This is a genomic window from Scandinavium tedordense (assembly GCF_024764965.1).
Taxonomy (GTDB): domain Bacteria; phylum Pseudomonadota; class Gammaproteobacteria; order Enterobacterales; family Enterobacteriaceae; genus Scandinavium; species Scandinavium tedordense.
Genome location: NZ_JALIGG010000053.1, coordinates 196,686 through 215,869, shown reverse-complemented (window position 1 = coordinate 215,869; position 19,184 = coordinate 196,686). Strand labels below are relative to the sequence as shown.

Below are 19,184 nucleotides of genomic sequence, written 5' to 3'. Positions count from 1 at the left end.
ACAGAGCACACAACATCCATGATTCGCATCAGCCGCATGACAACAATTATTACCACCACCATTACCACAGGTATCGGTGCGGGCTGACGCGTACAGGAAAAACAGAAAAAAGCCCGCACCTGAACAGTGCGGGCTTTTTTTTCGACCAAAGATCAAGAGGTAAAAACCATGCGAGTCTTGAAGTTCGGCGGTACATCAGTGGCAAATGCAGAACGTTTTCTGCGTGTTGCCGATATTCTGGAAAGCAATGCCAGGCAGGGGCAGGTAGCAACCGTGCTCTCTGCCCCGGCCAAAATCACTAACCATCTGGTTGCGATGATTGAGAAAACCATCGGCGGTCAGGATGCACTTCCAAATATTGCCGATGCCGAACGTATTTTTGGCGAACTGCTTCAGGGCCTTGCCGATATCCAGCCTGGTTTTCCCTTCTCTCAGCTTAACGCGTTTATTGAACAAGAATTCGCCAATATTAAGCATGTCCTGCATGGCGTCAGCCTGCTTGGTCAATGCCCGGACGGCGTCAACGCGTCCCTGATTTGCCGTGGCGAAAAACTGTCGATTGCGATCATGGCGGGCCTGCTCGAAGCGCGAGGTCACAAGGTCAGCGTCATCGATCCGGTCGAAAAATTACTGGCCGTTGGTCACTATCTTGAGTCCACCGTCGATATCGCCGAATCCACCCGCCGCATTGCCGCAAGTCAAATTCCGGCAGATCATATGGTGCTGATGGCGGGCTTTACCGCGGGCAATGACAAAGGCGAATTGGTGGTGCTGGGCCGTAACGGCTCCGATTACTCCGCCGCAGTACTGGCCGCATGCCTGCGCGCCGACTGCTGTGAAATCTGGACCGACGTCGACGGGGTTTACACCTGCGATCCGCGTCAGGTACCGGACGCTCGTCTGCTGAAATCGATGTCGTATCAGGAAGCGATGGAGCTTTCCTATTTCGGTGCCAAAGTGCTGCACCCGCGTACCATAGCGCCGATCGCACAGTTTCAAATCCCTTGCCTGATTAAAAATACCGGTAACCCACAGGCGCCGGGTACGTTAATCGGTGCCTGTCATAACGAAGATGGCATGGCAGTGAAGGGGATTTCCAACCTCAACAACATGGCGATGTTTAACGTCTCCGGCCCCGGCATGAAAGGCATGGTCGGCATGGCGGCGCGCGTGTTCGCCACCATGTCCCGCGCCGGTATTTCCGTCGTACTGATAACCCAGTCGTCTTCTGAATACAGCATCAGCTTCTGCGTACCACAAATTGACTGCGGCCGCGCGAAGCGGGCGATGGAAGATGAGTTCTATCTGGAGCTGAAAGAGGGCTTACTGGAGCCGCTGTCGATCATGGAGCGTTTGGCGATCATCTCCGTCGTCGGCGACGGGATGCGTACTCTGCGCGGTATCTCGGCCAAATTCTTTGCGGCTCTGGCCCGCGCCAATATCAACATCGTGGCGATTGCCCAGGGCTCGTCCGAACGTTCAATTTCCGTCGTGGTGAATAACGACGATGCCACCACAGGTGTGCGCGTCACGCATCAGATGCTGTTCAATACCGATCAGGTCATTGAAGTGTTTGTGATTGGCGTGGGCGGCGTGGGCGGTGCCTTGCTGGAGCAGCTCAAACGTCAGCAGACCTGGCTCAAGAACAAGCACATTGACCTGCGCGTGTGCGGCGTGGCGAACTCCCGCGCACTGTTGACCAACGTGCATGGCCTGAGTCTGGAAGACTGGAAAGGTGAACTGGCTGAGGCTAAAGAACCCTTCAATCTTGCTCGCTTGATCCGTCTGGCGAAAGAGTATCACCTATTGAACCCGGTGATTGTGGACTGTACTTCCAACCAGGCGGTTGCAGATCAGTACGCCGACTTCCTGCGCGAAGGCTTCCACGTCGTAACGCCGAATAAGAAGGCGAACACCTCGTCGATGAACTACTATCACGAGCTGCGTCAGGCGGCCGCGGGTTCTCGTCGAAAATTCCTTTACGACACCAACGTTGGCGCGGGTTTACCGGTCATCGAGAACCTGCAAAATCTGTTGAATGCTGGCGATGAGCTGCAAAAATTCTCGGGTATTCTGTCGGGTTCACTGTCGTTCATTTTCGGGAAGCTTGACGAAGGTATGAGCCTGTCACAGGCGACCACCATCGCCCGCGAAATGGGCTACACCGAACCTGATCCGCGTGACGACCTCTCCGGAATGGACGTGGCGCGTAAGCTGCTGATCCTCGCTCGTGAAACCGGACGCCATCTGGAACTGAGTGATATTGTGGTTGAATCCGTATTGCCGGATCACTTCGATGACAGTGGCGACACCGAGAGCTTTATGGCGCGACTGCCGCAGCTCGATGACGAGTTCGCGGCGCGTATCGCACAAGCCCGGGATGAAGGCAAAGTGCTGCGCTACGTCGGTAACATTGAAGACGACGGTGTGTGTCGCGTGAAAATTGCTGAAGTGGACGGAAACGATCCGTTGTATAAAGTGAAAAACGGCGAGAATGCGCTGGCTTTCTACAGCCACTATTATCAGCCGCTGCCGCTGGTCCTGCGTGGTTATGGCGCGGGCAACGACGTTACTGCGGCCGGGGTGTTTGCTGACTTACTGCGCACCTTGTCCTGGAAGTTAGGAGTTTAAGATGGTTAAGGTCTATGCCCCGGCGTCCAGCGCCAATATGAGCGTCGGATTTGATGTGCTTGGCGCGGCGGTCGCGCCGGTTGATGGCACGCTGTTGGGCGATAACGTGGAAGTCGTCGCGGCTGAGACTTTCAGCCTGAAAAATGTCGGCCACTTCGCCAGCAAGCTGCCGCCGGAACCGCGGGAAAATATCGTTTATCAGTGCTGGGAGCGCTTCTGCCAGGAAATTGGCAAAACCGTTCCCGTCGCGATGACCCTTGAAAAGAATATGCCGATTGGTTCTGGCCTTGGCTCCAGTGCCTGCTCTGTGGTTGCCGCCCTGGTGGCGATGAATGAATTCTGCGGCAAGCCACTCAACGACGGCAAAATGCTGGCGTTGATGGGCGAGCTGGAAGGACGCATCTCCGGCAGCGTGCATTACGATAACGTCGCACCGTGTTTTCTTGGCGGCATCCAGCTGATGCTCGAAGAAAACGGCATCATCAGCCAGCAAATCCCGGCCTTCGACGAATGGCTGTGGGTGCTGGCGTATCCGGGCATTAAGGTGTCAACCGCCGAAGCGCGAGCGATTTTACCGGCGCAGTATCGCCGTCAGGATTGTATCGCGCACGGCCGCCATTTGGCGGGCTTTATTCACGCCTGTTACAGTCGTCAGCCCGAGCTTGCGGCGAAACTGATGAAAGACGTCATTGCGGAACCGTATCGCACCAGGCTGCTGCCAGGCTTTGGCGAAGCGCGTCAGGCGGTGGCGGAGATTGGCGCCCTGGCCAGCGGAATTTCAGGTTCCGGACCGACGATGTTCGCCCTGTGCGATAACCCGGAAACCGCACAACGAGTCGCAGACTGGCTCAGTAAACACTATCTGCAAAATCAGGAAGGCTTCGTTCATATTTGCCGGCTGGACACGGCGGGCGCTCGCGTAGTGGGATAACCGATGAAACTGTATAACTTAAAAGATCATAATGAGCAGGTCAGCTTCGCGCAGGCCGTGACGCAAGGGTTGGGCAAAAATCAGGGGCTGTTTTTTCCGCACGACCTGCCGGAATTCAGTCTGACCGAAATTGACGAAATGCTGACGATGGATTTCGTTACCCGTAGCGCCAAAATTCTGTCGGCGTTTATCGGCGATGAAATTGCGCCTCAGGAGCTGGAATCTCGCATTCGCGCGGCGTTTGCCTTCCCGGCACCGGTGAAACAGGTGCAGGAAGATGTTGGCTGTCTGGAGTTGTTCCACGGACCGACCCTGGCGTTTAAAGATTTTGGCGGCCGCTTTATGGCGCAAATGCTGACGCACATCAGCGGCGATAAGCCCGTCACCATTCTGACCGCGACTTCCGGTGATACCGGCGCGGCGGTTGCGCATGCGTTTTACGGTCTGAAAAATGTGCGCGTGGTCATCCTCTATCCGAATGGAAAAATCAGTCCGCTGCAGGAAAAACTGTTCTGTACGCTCGGCGGTAACATTGAAACTGTGGCTATCGACGGTGACTTCGACGCCTGCCAGGCGCTGGTGAAACAGGCCTTCGATGACGAAGAACTGAAGGTGGCGATCGGTCTGAACTCGGCGAACTCGATTAACATCAGCCGCCTGTTGGCGCAGATTTGCTACTACTTCGAAGCGGTAGCGCAGCTGCCGCAGGAAGCCCGCAATCAGCTGGTGATTTCCGTTCCAAGCGGTAACTTTGGCGATTTGACTGCGGGTCTGCTGGCGAGATCGCTGGGCCTGCCGGTGAAACGCTTTATCGCCGCGACCAACGCTAACGACACCGTGCCGCGCTTCCTGCAGGATGGCAGCTGGGCACCTAAGCCAACACAGGCGACGCTGTCTAACGCGATGGATGTCAGCCAGCCGAATAACTGGCCGCGCGTGGAAGAGCTGTTCCGTCGCAAAGAGTGGCGTCTGAACGAGCTGGGTTATGCGGCTATCGACGATGAGACCACCAAAGGGACCATGCGTGAGCTGCAGACTTTGGGTTACACCTCTGAGCCGCACGCGGCGGTGGCCTACCGTGCGCTGCGCGATCGTCTCAATCCAGGTGAGTATGGCCTGTTCCTTGGCACCGCACATCCGGCGAAATTCAAGGAAAGCGTAGAAGCGATCCTTGAAACTGAGCTGCCGTTGCCCAAAGAGTTGGCGGATCGCGCTGACCTGCCTCTGCTGTCGCATCATCTGCCTGCTGACTTCGCAGAATTACGTAAGTTGATGATGGCAAAGGCATAACTTCAGTCTGAACTTACATACAGCCGGGTCGGCGTTTCGAGACCCGGTTTTTTTATGGGCAAATGTGGAGAAAATAGGGAGACAATAAGTAGGGATTAAGGATGAATTCCCAATAAATGCGGGTACTTAGAGATTAGGATTGCGGAGAATAACAAGTCCGCTTCTGGAGAGGTAATCTCATTCCATCGACCCGAAACGGGCAATGATATGAATGGAGTAACCTATGTCTAAGATAAAACCTATAATCCTGGCACTTTCTATGATGCTGGTGGCTCCGGCGGTAGTACATGCTTCTGAAATCACGCTGGTTCCTGCGGTGAAACTGCAGATTGGCGATCAGGATAATCATGGTAACTACTGGGATGGCGGCGGCTGGCGCGACCATGACTGGTGGAACCATCATTACGAGCGTCACGACAATCACTGGCGCGCACGTTATGAGCCGCATCATGATGATCACCGCGACGATCATCACGACCACCATGACAATCACCATGACAATCATGATAACCATGGTCATCACCATTGATGTGATTTCCCTCGCCCCAAAAGGGGTGAGGGGAGAGCCTTACTTCTGTTCGTGCCGTTTAAACACCAGTTCGCCGTCACCCGACGCGGCTTCGTCAAAGAAATACCCTTCGCTATCAAATTCTTTAAGCTGTGCTGGCTTCGTCAGGCGGTTTTCAATGATGTAACGGCTCATCAATCCGCGCGCTTTTTTGGCGTAGAAGCTGATGACTTTAAATTTGCCGTTTTTCTCATCAAGGAACACCGGCTTGATAATCTTGCCCTGCAACACCTTCGGCTTCACCGCTCTGAAGTATTCGTCTGAGGCCAGATTGATAACGGTGTCGTCACCCTGAGCCTTCAGCGCTTCATTGAGTTTGTGGGTGATTATCTCACCCCAGAAATGGTACAGGTCTTTGCCTTTGGCGTTTTCGAGGCGAATGCCCATTTCCAGACGATATGGCTGCATCAAATCCAGTGGACGCAGCACGCCGTACAGACCGGAAAGCATCCGCAGATGCTGCTGGGCGAAATCAAAATCGGCTTCGCTGAACTCTTCCGCCTGCAGGCCGGTGTATACGTCGCCTTTAAACGCGAGGATAGCCGGGCGCGCATTTTGCGGGGTGAAATCCGGGTGCCAGTCGTGAAAACGTGTGGCGTTGAGATCGGCGAGCTTGTCGCTGATGCTCATCAGTTTTCCAATCTGCGGTGCAGACAGCTTGCGTGCCACGCTAATCAGCTGCTGGGAATAGTCCAGCAGTTCCGGATGGGTGTAGCGCGCTGTTGGCAGGTCGCTCTGGTAATCGAGCGTTTTAGCAGGTGAAATCAGAATCAGCATAATAAGTCCTTGCGGGCATTTTTCCGTGACTTTAGCAAAAAACGCCCGGGAAAGGATCGATAGCTGCTATTGGCGAGGCACATCATCCCAGCTTCCGGGCGAAAGCTGTTGTTCAATATCCGGATAACGCGCCGGGTCGAACACCGGTTTCACACCCATTTTACGCTGGCGCAGATAATCGCTGGCGATAATCTTCACTACCGGGGAGAGCAGCATAATAGCGGTCAGGTTGGTGATAGCCATCAATGCCATGATGATATCGGCGAGCTGCCAGACAACGGGCAGGCTCAGTATCGTACCCAGCATTACCATTATTAGGGTGATTCCGCGTAGCAGCCAGACGTTCAGCGGACTGTTCATCTTCAGGTAAATCAGATTATTTTCAGCGTAGATATAGTTGGCCACAATCGAGCTGAAGGAGAACAGCAGCACGATCCCCGCCACAAACCCAGTGCCCCAGCTACCGGCGAAAGAGGCCACCGCGTTTTGCACCAGCTGGATACCATCGAGTGAGTTTTGGTGGGTGGTATTCCCGGCAAGTAGCACAATCATTGCCGTGGCGGTACAAATCACCAGCGTATCAACCAGTACGCCAATCATTTGAACGATGCCTTGCGCCGCAGGGTGCGGAGGCCATGAAGCGGCTGCCGCAGCGGCATTGGGCGTGGAGCCCATTCCGGCTTCGTTAGAGAACATCCCGCGCTGGAAGCCGCTGGTTATTGCCTGGCTGATGGTATAACCCACCGCACCGGCGGCAGCTTCCTGCCAGCCGAATGCGCTGCGGATGATGGTTTCAAAGACTTTTGGAATTTCAGTGAAGTGCCAGAGGCTGATGAGTATGCTGGTAGCGACCCATATCAACGCCATCACCGGCACCAGCCACTGCATCAATTTCGCTACGCCGCGCAGGCCGCGCATCACCGTCACCAGGGTGCAAACCATCAGTATCAGACCGGTCATAAATTCCGGCAAATGAAACGCATAATGCATGGCATTAGCGACGGAGTTCGCCTGGACGGTATTGAAAATCAGGCCATATGCCAGCAGCAGAAACACCGAGAACATGACGCCCATCCAGCGCATACCAAGCCCGCGAGACATATACCATGCCGGGCCGCCGCGAAATTGTCCTTCGGCATCACGCTCTTTGTAAAGCTGCGCAAGAGAACATTCAGCGAAGCTGCTCGCCATGCCGATGATGGCCGAAACCCACATCCAGAACACTGCACCGGGGCCGCCTGCGGTCAGCGCAATGGCGACCCCAGCGAGGTTGCCGCTGCCGACGCGAGCCGCAAGGCTGGTGCACAGTGCCTGGAATGGCGTCAGGCCACCCGACTGAGGGGTGATGCTGCTTTTAAGACTTTTGCCAAACTGGCGAAGATAGCGAAACTGGATATAACCCGTCCGCCATGTGAACCACACTCCGGCGCCGAGCAGCAGGTAAATCATTACCGAGCCCCAGAGTATTTCGTTGATAAATGAAAGGAATTCAGGCATTTAACATCCCTTGGTCGATGCCGAAGACAACTGTAAGCGCTACCATTTTCAGATAATCCATTATCGGATAGGCCATGAATATAGTGAGTTTATCATACTCTGCGCTCATGGACCGTCTGCGGTTGCGCTGAAAATGGGGCGTGATATTATCGAGTCAGAACGGTTACATCCCCCTAACAGTTGTTTAATAGAGAAACACTATCATGACGGATAAATTGACCTCCCTGCGTCAGTACACAACCGTAGTGGCTGACACTGGAGACATCGCGGCAATGAAGCTGTATCAGCCTCAGGATGCGACAACCAACCCTTCTCTGATCCTCGGCGCTGCCCAAATCCCGGAATACCGCAAGCTGATTGACGAAGCGATTGCCTGGGCGAAAAGCCAGAGCAGCAACCGCGAGCAGCAGGTTGTTGACGCGACCGATAAACTGGCAGTGAACATCGGTCTGGAGATCCTGAAACTGATCCCTGGCCGTATCTCTACCGAAGTGGATGCGCGTCTGTCCTACGACACCGAAGGCTCCATCGCCAAAGCGAAACACCTGATCAAGCTGTACAACGATGCTGGCATCAGCAACGACCGTATCCTTATCAAACTCGCGTCCACCTGGCAGGGCATCCGTGCCGCTGAGCAGCTGGAAAAAGAAGGCATCAACTGTAACCTGACCCTGCTGTTCTCCTTTGCTCAGGCGCGTGCTTGTGCAGAAGCGGGCGTGTTCCTGATTTCTCCGTTTGTTGGCCGTATCCTCGACTGGTACAAATCCAACACCGATAAGAAAGAGTACGCACCGGCAGAAGATCCAGGCGTAGTTTCTGTGTCTGAAATCTACAGCTACTACAAACAACACGGCTACGAGACTGTCGTGATGGGTGCAAGCTTCCGTAACGTGGGCGAAATCCTGGAACTGGCTGGCTGCGACCGCCTGACCATCGCTCCGCCACTGCTGAAAGAGCTGGCTGAAGCGGAAGGCGCAATCGAACGTAAACTGGTTTACACCGGTGAAGTGAAAGCGCGTCCAGAACGTATTACTGAATCCCAGTTCCTGTGGCAGCACAACCAGGATCCAATGGCAGTAGACAAACTGGCGGACGGTATCCGTAAGTTTGCTATCGACCAGGAAAAACTGGAAAAAATGATCGGCGACCTGCTGTAATCATTTCAGATGTGACCGGGCTTCCGGTCACATCTTCCTCGCGTTATTTGTCTCAGTTTCCCTTCCGCGTGTATCATTCCGCTTAACCGCATTTTTTAACGGAATTGATATGAACACTCTTCGCATTGGCCTTGTCTCCATCTCCGATCGCGCTTCAAGCGGCGTTTATCAGGATAAAGGCATTCCGGCATTGGAAGTCTGGCTGGCTCGCGCCCTGACAACCCCTTTCGAACTGCAAACCCGTCTGATCCCAGACGAACAGGTCATCATCGAGCAGACGCTGTGCGAGCTGGTGGATGAAATGAGCTGCCATCTGGTGTTGACCACCGGTGGAACCGGCCCTGCGCGCCGCGACGTCACGCCGGACGCGACGCTGGCGATTGCTGACCGTGAAATGCCGGGTTTTGGCGAACAGATGCGCCAGATAAGCTTGCATTTTGTGCCGACGGCTATCCTGTCGCGTCAGGTCGGTGTTATCCGCAAACAGGCGTTAATCCTTAATCTGCCCGGCCAGCCGAAATCCATCCAGGAAACGCTGGAAGGCGTGAAAGATGACGCAGGAAAGGTGCTGGTACACGGTATTTTTGCAAGTGTACCGTATTGTGTACAGTTACTGGAGGGGCCGTATGTGGAAACGGATCCACAGGTCGTCGCCGCATTTCGTCCTAAAAGTGCGCGGCGCGATACAACTTCCTGAAGATAAATCGTTCCCAGTATAACTTTTGTGGGCCATCGATTGACCGCGGGTTTACGGTGTAGTAATTTTTTCTTTACAACATCTGTATGCCCTAAATAGTTCGAGTTGCAGGAAGGCGATAAGTCTGGGAATCCCCAGGAGCTTACTTCAGTAAGTGACTGGGGTGAGCAGACGCAACCAACGCACCTGCAGCTTGAAGTATGACGGGTATAAAACAAATGGCCCGCTATGTCACAACATGCAAGACCTCTGAACCGACAGGATTATAAAACGCTATCGCTGGCTGCTCTCGGTGGCGCGCTGGAGTTTTACGATTTCATCATTTTCGTCTTCTTTGCCGCCGTGGTCGGCGAACTCTTCTTCCCTGCAGATATTCCTGAATGGCTGCGCCAGGTGCAGACCTTCGGCATTTTTGCCGCGGGCTATCTGGCACGTCCGCTGGGCGGCATTGTCATGGCGCACTTTGGCGATCTGGTCGGGCGTAAGAAAATGTTCACCCTCAGTATTCTTCTGATGGCGGTGCCGACGCTGCTTATCGGCCTGCTGCCGACTTACGCCTCGGTAGGCATTGCCGCGCCGCTGTTACTGTTGCTGATGCGTGTGCTTCAGGGCGCAGCCATTGGCGGTGAGGTGCCGGGCGCCTGGGTTTTCGTTGCTGAACACGTTCCTTCGCAGCGAATCGGCATTGCCTGCGGCACGCTGACCGCCGGGCTGACGGTGGGCATTCTTTTGGGCTCGGTGGTGGCGACGCTGATAAACACCAGCATGACGGCGCAGGTGATTCATGATGGCGGTTGGCGTATTCCGTTCCTGCTCGGCGGAGCGTTTGGCCTGGTGGCGATGTACTTGCGCCGCTGGTTACAGGAGACGCCAATTTTTCTCGAAATGCAGCAGCATAAGCAGCTGGCGCAAGAGCTGCCGGTGAAATCGGTGGTGATGAAACATCAGAAAGCGGTGGTCATTTCGATGCTGCTGACCTGGCTGTTGTCGGCGGGAATTGTGGTGGTGATTCTGATGTCACCTGTGTGGCTGCAAAAGCATTACGGTTTCGCCCCCGCGTTGACCCTACAAGCCAACAGTATTGCCACCATTATGCTGTGCGTGGGCTGCCTGCTGGCGGGTTTATCCGCCGATAAGTTTGGTGCCAGTCGGACCTTTATCGTCGGCAGCCTGCTGCTGGCGGCGTCGAGCTGGGCGTTCTATCACTTAGCGGGCACATCGGTGGAGCATCTGTTTACGCTGTATGGACTGGTGGGGTTGTGCGTAGGTGTGGTCGGTGCGGTACCGTATGTGATGGTCCGGGCATTTCCGCCTGAAGTGCGCTTCACCGGGATTTCTTTCTCATACAACGTGTCCTACGCGGTCTTTGGCGGACTGACACCGATTGCGGTCACGCTGCTGATGAGCGTTTCGCCGCTGGCTCCGGCCTGGTATGTGCTGGCACTTTCGCTGGTTGGGTTAGGATTAGGGCTCTGGCTGCGGCAGACGTACAGCGCACCTGAAAAGGCGTCGTTGGCGCCTCATTAAAAAAGAAGCCGGGCGATGCCCGGCTTCTTAACGATAAACCTTTAGCACAACAACTTAGTGTTTTTCACCGATTGGCAGCACGGTGCGACCGAATTGTTCATTCAGTACTTCACCCATTGCCAGCCAGATAGCGCTTGCGCCGCAAACCAGACCGACGTAACCCGCGATTTTCACGATGCCTTCGTTGTCCGCCAGGTGACCGATAGCCAGCAGAGCAAACAGCACGGTCAGGCTCAGGAACACGAACTGCTGCATGCGTGGACCGTTCAGGGTGCCGAAGAACATGAACAGGGTGAACACACCCCACAGACCCAGGTACATCCCCAGGAAGTGCGCATTAGCGGGTTCAGCCAGACCCATTTTCGGCATGATCAGAATGGCGACCAGGGTCAGCCAGAAAGAACCGTAAGAGGTGAATGCAGTCAGACCGAAGGTATTGCCTTTCTTAAACTCCAGCAGGCCTGCGAAAATCTGCGCCAGTCCGCCGTAAAAAATGCCCATCGCCAAAATGGCAGTATCAAACTGGAAAAGACCGCTGTTTGCCAGGTTCAGCAGAATGGTGGTCATGCCGAAGCCCATCAGGCCCAGCGGTGCTGGGTTAGCCAACTTAGTGTTAACCATATTTCCTCAAAAACTCATCAATAAAGGGGGAATCGTCGTAATCCCACGCCGATCCTCTGGCTGCGGGGCGCGGCATAATAATCAGAGCCGTGTCCTGCGTCTATGATCTGAGCAGGGTGAATTTAAATTTTTTTTTGCATCTCCCCCTTGATGCCCGATGTTACGACCCCATCTTGTATGCAACCGCAGTGGTGAGCCTGGAAAAAAAAGCATGAAGGCGCTTGAAACGACACGTTTCGCCCTTATTACAGGTTCATAATCACATGTTGATCGAATTTTTAGTGGAGATGTTTAGATGGGTAAAATTATTGGTATCGACCTGGGTACTACCAACTCTTGTGTAGCAATTATGGATGGCAACACCCCGCGTGTGCTGGAAAACGCTGAAGGCGATCGCACCACGCCTTCGATCATTGCTTATACCCAGGATGGTGAAACTCTGGTTGGACAGCCGGCTAAACGTCAGGCAGTGACTAACCCGCAGAACACTCTGTTCGCGATCAAACGCCTGATTGGTCGTCGTTTCCAGGACGAAGAAGTACAACGTGATGAAGCCATCATGCCGTACAAAATCGTTGCTGCTGATAACGGCGATGCGTGGTTGGACGTGAAAGGCACCAAAACTGCACCGCCGCAGATTTCTGCTGAAGTGCTGAAAAAAATGAAGAAAACCGCTGAAGATTACCTGGGTGAGCCGGTAACTGAAGCTGTTATCACCGTACCTGCATACTTCAACGATGCTCAGCGTCAGGCAACCAAAGACGCTGGCCGTATCGCGGGTCTGGAAGTAAAACGTATCATCAACGAACCAACCGCAGCTGCACTGGCTTACGGTCTGGATAAAGAAATCGGTAACCGCACCATCGCTGTATACGACCTGGGCGGCGGTACTTTCGATATCTCTATCATCGAAATCGACGAAGTTGATGGCGAAAAAACCTTCGAAGTATTGGCAACCAACGGTGATACCCACCTCGGTGGTGAAGACTTCGATAGCCGTTTGATCAACTACCTCGTTGAAGAGTTCAAGAAAGATCAGGGCATTGACCTGCGTAACGACCCGCTGGCAATGCAGCGTCTGAAAGAAGCGGCAGAAAAAGCGAAAATCGAACTTTCTTCTGCTCAGCAGACCGACGTAAACCTGCCGTACATCACTGCAGATGCGACCGGTCCGAAACACATGAACATCAAAGTGACTCGCGCGAAACTGGAAAGCCTGGTAGAAGACCTGGTTAACCGTTCAATCGAGCCGCTGAAAGTTGCACTGCAGGACGCTGGCCTGTCCGTTTCCGACATCCAGGACGTTCTTCTGGTCGGCGGTCAGACCCGTATGCCAATGGTGCAGAAAAAAGTTGCTGAGTTCTTCGGTAAAGAACCGCGTAAAGACGTTAACCCGGACGAAGCAGTTGCCGTTGGTGCTGCGGTTCAGGGCGGCGTGTTGACCGGTGAGGTGAAAGACGTTCTGCTGCTGGACGTTACCCCGCTGTCGCTGGGTATCGAAACCATGGGCGGTGTGATGACTGCGCTCATCAACAAAAACACCACTATCCCAACCAAGCACAGCCAGGTGTTCTCTACCGCTGAAGACAACCAGTCTGCGGTAACCATCCATGTGCTGCAGGGTGAACGTAAACGTGCAGGCGATAACAAATCTTTGGGTCAGTTCAACCTGGATGGTATCAGCCCGGCACAGCGCGGAATGCCGCAGATCGAAGTGACCTTCGATATCGATGCCGATGGTATCCTGCACGTTTCCGCGAAAGATAAAAACAGCGGTAAAGAGCAGAAGATCACCATCAAAGCGTCTTCCGGTCTGAACGAAGAAGAAATCCAGAAAATGGTGCGTGAAGCAGAAGCTAACGCCGAGTCTGACCGTAAGTTCGAAGAGCTGGTTCAGACCCGTAACCAGGGCGACCATCTGCTGCACAGCACGCGTAAGCAGGTTGAAGAAGCCGGCGAACAGCTGCCAGCTGACGACAAAACCGCTATCGAGTCAGCACTGACTGCGCTGGAAGGATCTCTGAAAGGCGAAGACAAAGCTGACATTGAAGCGAAAATGCAGGCGGTTGCCGAAGCTTCTCAGAAGCTGATGGAAATTGCGCAGCAGCAGCACGCACAGCAGCAGGCTGGTGGCGCTGACGCTTCCGCGAACAACGCGAAAGATGACGATGTTGTCGACGCAGAGTTCGAAGAAGTTAAAGATAAAAAATAATCGCCCTGATGCAGGGTAATTAACTGGCACGGGCGTCGGAGTTTACTCCACGCCCGTGCTCGCATGTTAAGGGCAGAAAAACAGAAATGGCGAAGAGAGACTATTACGAGGTTTTAGGCGTTTCCAAAACAGCGGAAGAGCGTGAAATCAAAAAGGCTTACAAACGCCTGGCGATGAAGTTTCACCCGGACCGTAATCAGGGTGACAAAGAAGCCGAAGCCAAATTCAAAGAAATCAAAGAAGCCTATGAGATCCTGACCGACGCGCAGAAGCGTTCGGCGTACGATCAGTACGGTCATGCAGCCTTTGAACAGGGCGGCATGGGCGGCGGTGGATTCGGGGGCGGCGGCTTTGGCGGCGGCGGCGGGGCTGACTTCGGCGACATCTTCGGCGATGTGTTTGGTGATATCTTCGGCGGCAGCCGTGGTCGCCAACGTGCATCCCGTGGCTCAGACCTGCGATACAACATGGATCTGACGCTGGAAGAAGCCGTTCGCGGCGTGACCAAAGAGATCCGCATTCCGACGCTGGAAGAGTGTGAAGTTTGCCACGGCAGCGGCGCGAAATCGGGTTCCAAACCGCAGACCTGTCCGACTTGTCATGGGCAGGGCCAGGTGCAAATGCGTCAGGGCTTCTTTGCCGTTCAGCAGACCTGTCCGCACTGTCAGGGCCGCGGCACGCTGATTAAAGATCCGTGCAACAGCTGCCATGGTCACGGTCGCGTTGAGAAGACCAAAACCCTGTCAGTTAAAATCCCGGCGGGTGTCGATACCGGTGACCGTATTCGTCTGACAGGCGAAGGCGAAGCGGGGGAGCATGGCGCACCAGCAGGTGATCTGTACGTTCAGGTTCAGGTGAAACAGCACCCAATCTTCGAACGCGAAGGTAATAACCTGTACTGCGAAGTGCCGATCAACTTTGCTATGGCGGCGCTCGGCGGTGAAATCGAAGTTCCGACACTCGACGGTCGTGTGAACCTGAAAGTGCCTGGCGAAACCCAGACCGGTAAGCTGTTCCGCATGCGCGGTAAAGGTGTGAAATCCGTTCGCGGTGGCGCTCAGGGCGACTTGCTGTGCCGCGTGGTGGTAGAAACTCCGGTCAGCTTGAACGAAAAACAGAAGCAGTTGCTAAAAGATCTGCAGGACAGTTTTGGTGGCCCAACGGGTGAGCAAAACAGCCCGCGCTCCAAAAGCTTCTTTGACGGCGTGAAAAAATTCTTTGATGATTTGACTCGCTAATCCTTAGCGTGACGTCGTAAAAACCGGTGCAGGTAGGTAACTGCGCCGGTTTTTTTATGCCTGCAAGTCAGCGCATTGGCGTATATCCCTTGGCGGCCGGGGGAAGTTTACCGAAATATCCTATCATTGACCTGCTACGGTAAATCTAAGAGGCCCGGACGTACCGGTAGTCTGCTTAATCGTGCTATCTGGTATTGCTCGGAAAAAGCGATAATTTTCTCACATATAATCTACTTTTAACGAGCTATTGGATCACCTACTATAGTCACTATTAATGGATAAAAACGGTCAGAGTGGAATGATGAAACAGCTAAAAAGATTCTTTAACAATGAGGCGTCCGGGGGCGTGATCCTGATTATCGCCGCCGCGCTGGCGATGATCCTCGCCAACTCTGGAGCGACCAGCCACCTCTACGAGGCATTTCTTGCCACGCCGGTGCAGCTCAAAGTCGGCGCGCTGGAAATCAACAAGAATATGCTGCTGTGGATTAACGACGCGCTGATGGCGGTGTTCTTCCTGCTCATTGGCCTTGAGGTCAAACGTGAGCTGATTGTCGGCTCGCTGGCCAGTCGTCGACAGGCTATTTTCCCAGTCATTGCGGCTCTGGGCGGCATGGTGGTCCCGGCGCTGGTGTACCTTGCCTTTAACTTCCAGGACCCGATTACGCGTGAAGGCTGGGCTATCCCGGCTGCGACCGATATCGCCTTTGCGCTCGGTGTGCTGGCGCTGCTCGGCAGCCGTGTTCCGGCGTCGCTGAAAATTTTCCTGATGGCGCTGGCGATCATTGATGACCTGGGCGCTATCGTCATTATCGCGCTGTTTTATACCAGCGACCTTTCGCTCCTGTCGCTTGGCGTGGCTGCGGCGGCCATTGCGGCGCTGGCAATTCTGAATTTGACGGGCGTACGCCGTACCGGGATATATATTCTGGTCGGGGTCATCTTGTGGACGGCGGTACTGAAATCAGGCGTGCATGCCACTCTGGCGGGCGTGATTGTCGGTTTCTTCATTCCGCTGAAAGAGCAGAATGGTAAATCGCCGGCAGTGCAGCTTGAACACGTGCTGCATCCGTGGGTCGCGTACCTGATCCTGCCGTTGTTTGCGTTTGCCAACGCCGGTGTGTCGCTGCAGGGCGTGACGATTGAAGGGCTGACCTCGCTGCTGCCGTTGGGCATCATTGCCGGTCTGTTTATTGGTAAGCCGCTGGGTATTAGCCTGTTCTGCTGGCTGGCGCTGAAAATGAAATGGGCGACGCTGCCTGCGGGCACCACCTGCAAGCAAATTATGGCGGTCGGCGTGCTGTGCGGTATCGGCTTCACCATGTCGATATTCATTGCGTCGCTGGCTTTCGGGGACGTTGACCCGGCGCTGATTAACTGGGCGAAGCTCGGTATTCTGATTGGTTCGGTGCTGTCGGCCGTGGTCGGTTATACCTTACTCAGAATGCGCACATCCTCAGATCAGGGACAGACGGCCTGACATCACATCACAAGAGAGCCCTGAGCGGCTCTCTTTTTGACATTCATCAGGGAGTGAAAACATGTCGCACATTAACTACAACCACCTGTACTACTTCTGGCACGTCTATAAAGAAGGCTCAGTGGTGGGCGCAGCGGAAGCGCTGTACCTGACGCCGCAGACCATCACCGGACAGATTAAAGCGCTGGAAGAGCGTCTGCAGGGCAAACTGTTTAAACGTAAGGGCAGGGGACTCGAGCCGAGTGAGCTGGGCGAGCTGGTTTTTCGCTACGCCGATAAAATGTTTACTCTGAGCCAGGAGATGCTCGACATCATCAACTACCGCAAAGAGTCGAACCTGTTGTTCGATGTCGGTGTGGCGGATGCGCTGTCGAAACGGCTGGTCAGCGGTGTGCTGGATGCCGCTGTGGTTGAGGATGAGCAAATTCATCTGCGCTGCTATGAATCGACGCACGAGATGCTGCTGGAGCAGCTCAGTCAGCACAAGCTGGACATGATTATTTCCGATTGCCCAATTGATTCGACGCAGCAGGAAGGGTTGTTCTCGGTGAAAATCGGCGAATGCAGCGTCAGCTTTTGGTGTATGCACCCGCTGCCGGTAAAACCCTTCCCGGCCTGCCTGGAAGAGCGTCGTTTGCTGATCCCAGGGCGTCGTTCGATGCTCGGACGCAAGCTGCTTAACTGGATTAACACTCAGGGGCTGAAAGTGGAAGTGCTGGGGGAGTTTGACGATGCCGCTCTGATGAAAGCCTTTGGGGCTGCACATAATGCGATTTTCGTCGCCCCGACGCTCTACGCACATGATCTGTATGCGGATGAAAACATTGTTGAAATCGGGCGAGTGGAAAACGTCATGGAGGAGTATCACGCGATATTTGCCGAACGCATGATTCAACACCCGGCGGTACAGCGTATCTGTAATCGTGACTACTCGGCGCTGTTTGCATTGCCGCGCTAGGCAAAACGCAGATATAAAAAAACCCGCCGAGGCGGGCTTTTCTTCAACAAAGACTCAGCGAGTTGGCAATTAAGCCAGTTTGCTGATCTGCGCAGCCAGGTTGGCTTTATGACGCGCAGCTTTGTTTTTGTGGATCAGACCTTTAGCAGCCTGGCGGTCCACGATTGGTTGCATTTCGTTAAATGCTTTCTGTGCAGCAGCTTTATCGCCTGCTTCTACAGCTGCGTATACTTTCTTGATGAAAGTACGCATCATAGAACGACGGCTAGCGTTGTGCTTGCGGGCCTTTTCAGACTGAACGGCGCGCTTCTTAGCTGATTTGATATTAGCCAAGGTCCAACTCCCAAATATGATCTATATAGACAATTCAAAGGCCGAGGAATATGCCCTCTTAGCCTTCTTTTGTCAATGGATTTGTGCAAATAAGCGCCGTTAGTAATACAACGCTTGGTTACGTAGTGATGGCGCAGGATTCTACCAGCTTGCGCCCACCGAATACAGCCTTTCTGCGATAAAAATCGCCAGTGACGCCAGATTTGAGTGGTGTTTACATCAAGGTAGATGAAATCGTTGCATCTTTCGTAAACGAGGTGCAATCGGCGGTTAACGTCGCCTGCTCTACAAGGTATACTTTCACGATTTTCACTGTATTGAGCCAGACATGAAGCTGATACGCGGCATACATAATCAAGGCCAGGCACCGCATGGGTGCGTGTTAACCATTGGCAATTTCGACGGCGTGCACCGTGGGCATCAGGCGCTATTAGAGCGTTTGCGTGCAGAAGGACGTGAGCGCGGCCTGCCAGTTGTGGTGGTGATTTTTGAGCCGCAGCCGCTGGAGCTTTTCGCGACGGATAAAGCCCCGGCGCGTCTGACGCGTTTGCGCGATAAGGTCCGTTATCTGGACGAAAGCGGCGTGGACTACGTTCTTTGCATCCGCTTTGACCGCCGTTTCGCGGCCCTGACGGCGCAGGAGTTTATCAGTGAGCTGCTGGTGAAACGCCTTGGCGTACGGTATCTGGCGGTTGGTGATGATTTCCGCTTCGGCGCTGGTCGCGAAGGGGATTTCTTGTTATTACAGAAGGCAGGCGCGGAATTCGGTTTCGACGTCACCAGTACCCAAACGTTTTGTGAAGGTGGTTTGCGCATCAGTAGCACTGCGGTGCGTCAGGCACTGGCTGAGGATGACCTCGAGCTTGCGCAAACGCTGCTGGGTCATCCTTTCAGCATTTCTGGGCGCGTGGTTCACGGTGATGAACTCGGGCGCACCATTGGTTTCCCGACGGCGAATATACCGCTACGCCGTCAGGTTTCCCCGGTTAAAGGGGTTTATGCGGTGGAAGTGGCGGGGCTTGGCGACAGATTGCTGCCAGGCGTGGCCAATATCGGCACCCGCCCAACAGTCGCTGGCGTGCGCCAGCAACTGGAAGTACATCTGTTAGACGTTGTAATGGACCTCTATGGTCGCCATATAGACGTCATACTGCGTAAAAAAATACGCAACGAGCAGCGATTTTCATCGCTGGACGAATTAAAAGCGCAAATTGCGCGTGATGAATTAACGGCTCGCGAGTTGTTCGGGCTATCAAACCCGGCGTAA

16 protein-coding genes, 1 pseudogene and 1 other annotated feature are annotated in these 19,184 nt (G+C 54.2%); of the genes and pseudogenes, 13 read left to right on the top strand and 4 right to left on the bottom strand.

Annotated elements, in window-relative coordinates; genetic code table 11:
- Positions 1 to 25: 25 nt before the first annotated feature.
- Positions 26 to 143 (top strand) — a sequence feature (Thr leader region).
- A 25-nt stretch (positions 144 to 168) separates the two neighbouring features.
- From thrA to MUU46_RS08645, 4 genes are all read left to right on the top strand, one after another.
- Positions 169 to 2,631 (top strand): bifunctional aspartate kinase/homoserine dehydrogenase I, encoded by a 2,463-nt coding sequence (gene thrA / locus MUU46_RS08660; RefSeq protein ID WP_159760888.1) that lies wholly within the window; start codon positions 169 to 171, stop codon positions 2,629 to 2,631.
- A 1-nt stretch (position 2,632) separates the two neighbouring features.
- Positions 2,633 to 3,562 (top strand): homoserine kinase, encoded by a 930-nt coding sequence (gene thrB, locus MUU46_RS08655; protein WP_159760890.1) that lies wholly within the window; start codon positions 2,633 to 2,635, stop codon positions 3,560 to 3,562.
- Positions 3,563 to 3,565: 3 nt separating this feature from the next.
- Entirely contained in the window at positions 3,566 to 4,852 is a 1,287-nt protein-coding gene (gene thrC, locus MUU46_RS08650; RefSeq protein ID WP_258965313.1) for a threonine synthase, read from the top strand.
- A 223-nt stretch (positions 4,853 to 5,075) separates the two neighbouring features.
- The gene (locus MUU46_RS08645; RefSeq protein ID WP_159760894.1) at positions 5,076 to 5,381 is read left to right on the top strand and encodes a DUF2502 domain-containing protein; all 306 of its coding nucleotides are present in this window, start codon (positions 5,076 to 5,078) and stop codon (positions 5,379 to 5,381) included.
- A 39-nt stretch (positions 5,382 to 5,420) separates the two neighbouring features.
- Here MUU46_RS08645 and yaaA read toward each other — a convergent pair whose 3' ends face one another.
- Both yaaA and MUU46_RS08635 read right to left on the bottom strand, forming a co-directional pair.
- Complete coding sequence (yaaA, locus tag MUU46_RS08640; protein WP_258965312.1) at positions 5,421 to 6,197, bottom strand: peroxide stress protein YaaA; 777 nt, start codon at positions 6,195 to 6,197, stop codon at positions 5,421 to 5,423.
- 66 nt (positions 6,198 to 6,263) lie between these two features.
- Positions 6,264 to 7,694: an alanine/glycine:cation symporter family protein gene (locus tag MUU46_RS08635; RefSeq protein ID WP_159760898.1), complete on the bottom strand. Its 1,431-nt coding sequence runs from the start codon at positions 7,692 to 7,694 to the stop codon at positions 6,264 to 6,266.
- Between the two features lie 203 nt (positions 7,695 to 7,897).
- On the opposite strand from MUU46_RS08635, the gene tal reads away from it, so the two are divergent.
- The 3 genes from tal (at position 7,898) to MUU46_RS08620 (ending at position 11,075) form a co-directional block, all read left to right on the top strand.
- Positions 7,898 to 8,851, top strand: a complete 954-nt coding sequence (tal, locus tag MUU46_RS08630; protein ID WP_125354015.1) for a transaldolase — start codon at positions 7,898 to 7,900, stop codon at positions 8,849 to 8,851.
- A 109-nt stretch (positions 8,852 to 8,960) separates the two neighbouring features.
- Positions 8,961 to 9,548 carry a molybdopterin adenylyltransferase gene (gene mog / locus MUU46_RS08625; protein WP_258965311.1) on the top strand — a complete coding sequence of 196 codons (588 nt, stop codon included), beginning with the start codon at positions 8,961 to 8,963 and terminating at the stop codon, positions 9,546 to 9,548.
- A gap of 228 nt (positions 9,549 to 9,776) precedes the next feature.
- Positions 9,777 to 11,075, top strand: a complete 1,299-nt coding sequence (locus tag MUU46_RS08620; protein ID WP_258965310.1) for an MFS transporter — start codon at positions 9,777 to 9,779, stop codon at positions 11,073 to 11,075.
- A 54-nt stretch (positions 11,076 to 11,129) separates the two neighbouring features.
- Here the strand turns inward: MUU46_RS08620 and satP are convergent, their stop codons facing one another.
- The gene (gene satP / locus MUU46_RS08615; RefSeq protein WP_159760904.1) at positions 11,130 to 11,696 is read right to left on the bottom strand and encodes an acetate uptake transporter; all 567 of its coding nucleotides are present in this window, start codon (positions 11,694 to 11,696) and stop codon (positions 11,130 to 11,132) included.
- Between the two features lie 295 nt (positions 11,697 to 11,991).
- Between satP and dnaK the strand changes: the two genes are divergently transcribed.
- From dnaK to nhaR, 4 genes are all read left to right on the top strand, one after another.
- On the top strand, positions 11,992 to 13,908 hold the full coding sequence (dnaK, locus tag MUU46_RS08610; RefSeq protein ID WP_159760906.1) for a molecular chaperone DnaK: 1,917 nt from the start codon (positions 11,992 to 11,994) through the stop codon (positions 13,906 to 13,908).
- Between the two features lie 86 nt (positions 13,909 to 13,994).
- Entirely contained in the window at positions 13,995 to 15,146 is a 1,152-nt protein-coding gene (gene dnaJ / locus MUU46_RS08605) for a molecular chaperone DnaJ (protein WP_159760908.1), read from the top strand.
- Between the two features lie 301 nt (positions 15,147 to 15,447).
- Positions 15,448 to 16,626 (top strand): Na+/H+ antiporter NhaA, encoded by a 1,179-nt coding sequence (nhaA, locus tag MUU46_RS08600; protein WP_159761254.1) that lies wholly within the window; start codon positions 15,448 to 15,450, stop codon positions 16,624 to 16,626.
- A 61-nt stretch (positions 16,627 to 16,687) separates the two neighbouring features.
- The gene (nhaR, locus tag MUU46_RS08595; protein ID WP_258965309.1) at positions 16,688 to 17,584 is read left to right on the top strand and encodes a transcriptional activator NhaR; all 897 of its coding nucleotides are present in this window, start codon (positions 16,688 to 16,690) and stop codon (positions 17,582 to 17,584) included.
- 69 nt (positions 17,585 to 17,653) lie between these two features.
- Here nhaR and rpsT read toward each other — a convergent pair whose 3' ends face one another.
- A complete protein-coding gene (gene rpsT, locus MUU46_RS08590) occupies positions 17,654 to 17,917 on the bottom strand; it encodes a 30S ribosomal protein S20 (RefSeq protein WP_110510708.1) in 264 nt (87 codons plus the stop codon).
- Between the two features lie 118 nt (positions 17,918 to 18,035).
- Between rpsT and MUU46_RS08585 the strand changes: the two are divergent.
- A pseudogene (locus tag MUU46_RS08585) lies at positions 18,036 to 18,238 on the top strand (DUF2575 domain-containing protein); the annotation flags it as partial.
- Between the two features lie 7 nt (positions 18,239 to 18,245).
- Positions 18,246 to 19,184 carry a bifunctional riboflavin kinase/FAD synthetase gene (gene ribF / locus MUU46_RS08580; protein WP_159760912.1) on the top strand — a complete coding sequence of 313 codons (939 nt, stop codon included), beginning with the start codon at positions 18,246 to 18,248 and terminating at the stop codon, positions 19,182 to 19,184.

Excerpts from the sequence above, each read along its gene's own strand:
- mog (WP_258965311.1), top strand. The coding sequence starts at position 8,961 with ATGAACACTCTTCGCATTGGCCTTGTCTCCATCTCCGATCGCGCTTCA.
- MUU46_RS08635 (WP_159760898.1), bottom strand. The coding sequence starts at position 7,694 with ATGCCTGAATTCCTTTCATTTATCAACGAAATACTCTGGGGCTCGGTA.
- thrB (WP_159760890.1), top strand. The coding sequence starts at position 2,633 with ATGGTTAAGGTCTATGCCCCGGCGTCCAGCGCCAATATGAGCGTCGGA.
- dnaK (WP_159760906.1), top strand. The coding sequence starts at position 11,992 with ATGGGTAAAATTATTGGTATCGACCTGGGTACTACCAACTCTTGTGTA.
- ribF (WP_159760912.1), top strand. The coding sequence starts at position 18,246 with ATGAAGCTGATACGCGGCATACATAATCAAGGCCAGGCACCGCATGGG.
- thrC (WP_258965313.1), top strand. The coding sequence starts at position 3,566 with ATGAAACTGTATAACTTAAAAGATCATAATGAGCAGGTCAGCTTCGCG.
- yaaA (WP_258965312.1), bottom strand. The coding sequence starts at position 6,197 with ATGCTGATTCTGATTTCACCTGCTAAAACGCTCGATTACCAGAGCGAC.
- satP (WP_159760904.1), bottom strand. The coding sequence starts at position 11,696 with ATGGTTAACACTAAGTTGGCTAACCCAGCACCGCTGGGCCTGATGGGC.
- MUU46_RS08620 (WP_258965310.1), top strand. The coding sequence starts at position 9,777 with ATGTCACAACATGCAAGACCTCTGAACCGACAGGATTATAAAACGCTA.
- MUU46_RS08645 (WP_159760894.1), top strand. The coding sequence starts at position 5,076 with ATGTCTAAGATAAAACCTATAATCCTGGCACTTTCTATGATGCTGGTG.
- tal (WP_125354015.1), top strand. The coding sequence starts at position 7,898 with ATGACGGATAAATTGACCTCCCTGCGTCAGTACACAACCGTAGTGGCT.
- nhaR (WP_258965309.1), top strand. The coding sequence starts at position 16,688 with ATGTCGCACATTAACTACAACCACCTGTACTACTTCTGGCACGTCTAT.
- thrA (WP_159760888.1), top strand. The coding sequence starts at position 169 with ATGCGAGTCTTGAAGTTCGGCGGTACATCAGTGGCAAATGCAGAACGT.
- nhaA (WP_159761254.1), top strand. The coding sequence starts at position 15,448 with ATGAAACAGCTAAAAAGATTCTTTAACAATGAGGCGTCCGGGGGCGTG.
- dnaJ (WP_159760908.1), top strand. The coding sequence starts at position 13,995 with ATGGCGAAGAGAGACTATTACGAGGTTTTAGGCGTTTCCAAAACAGCG.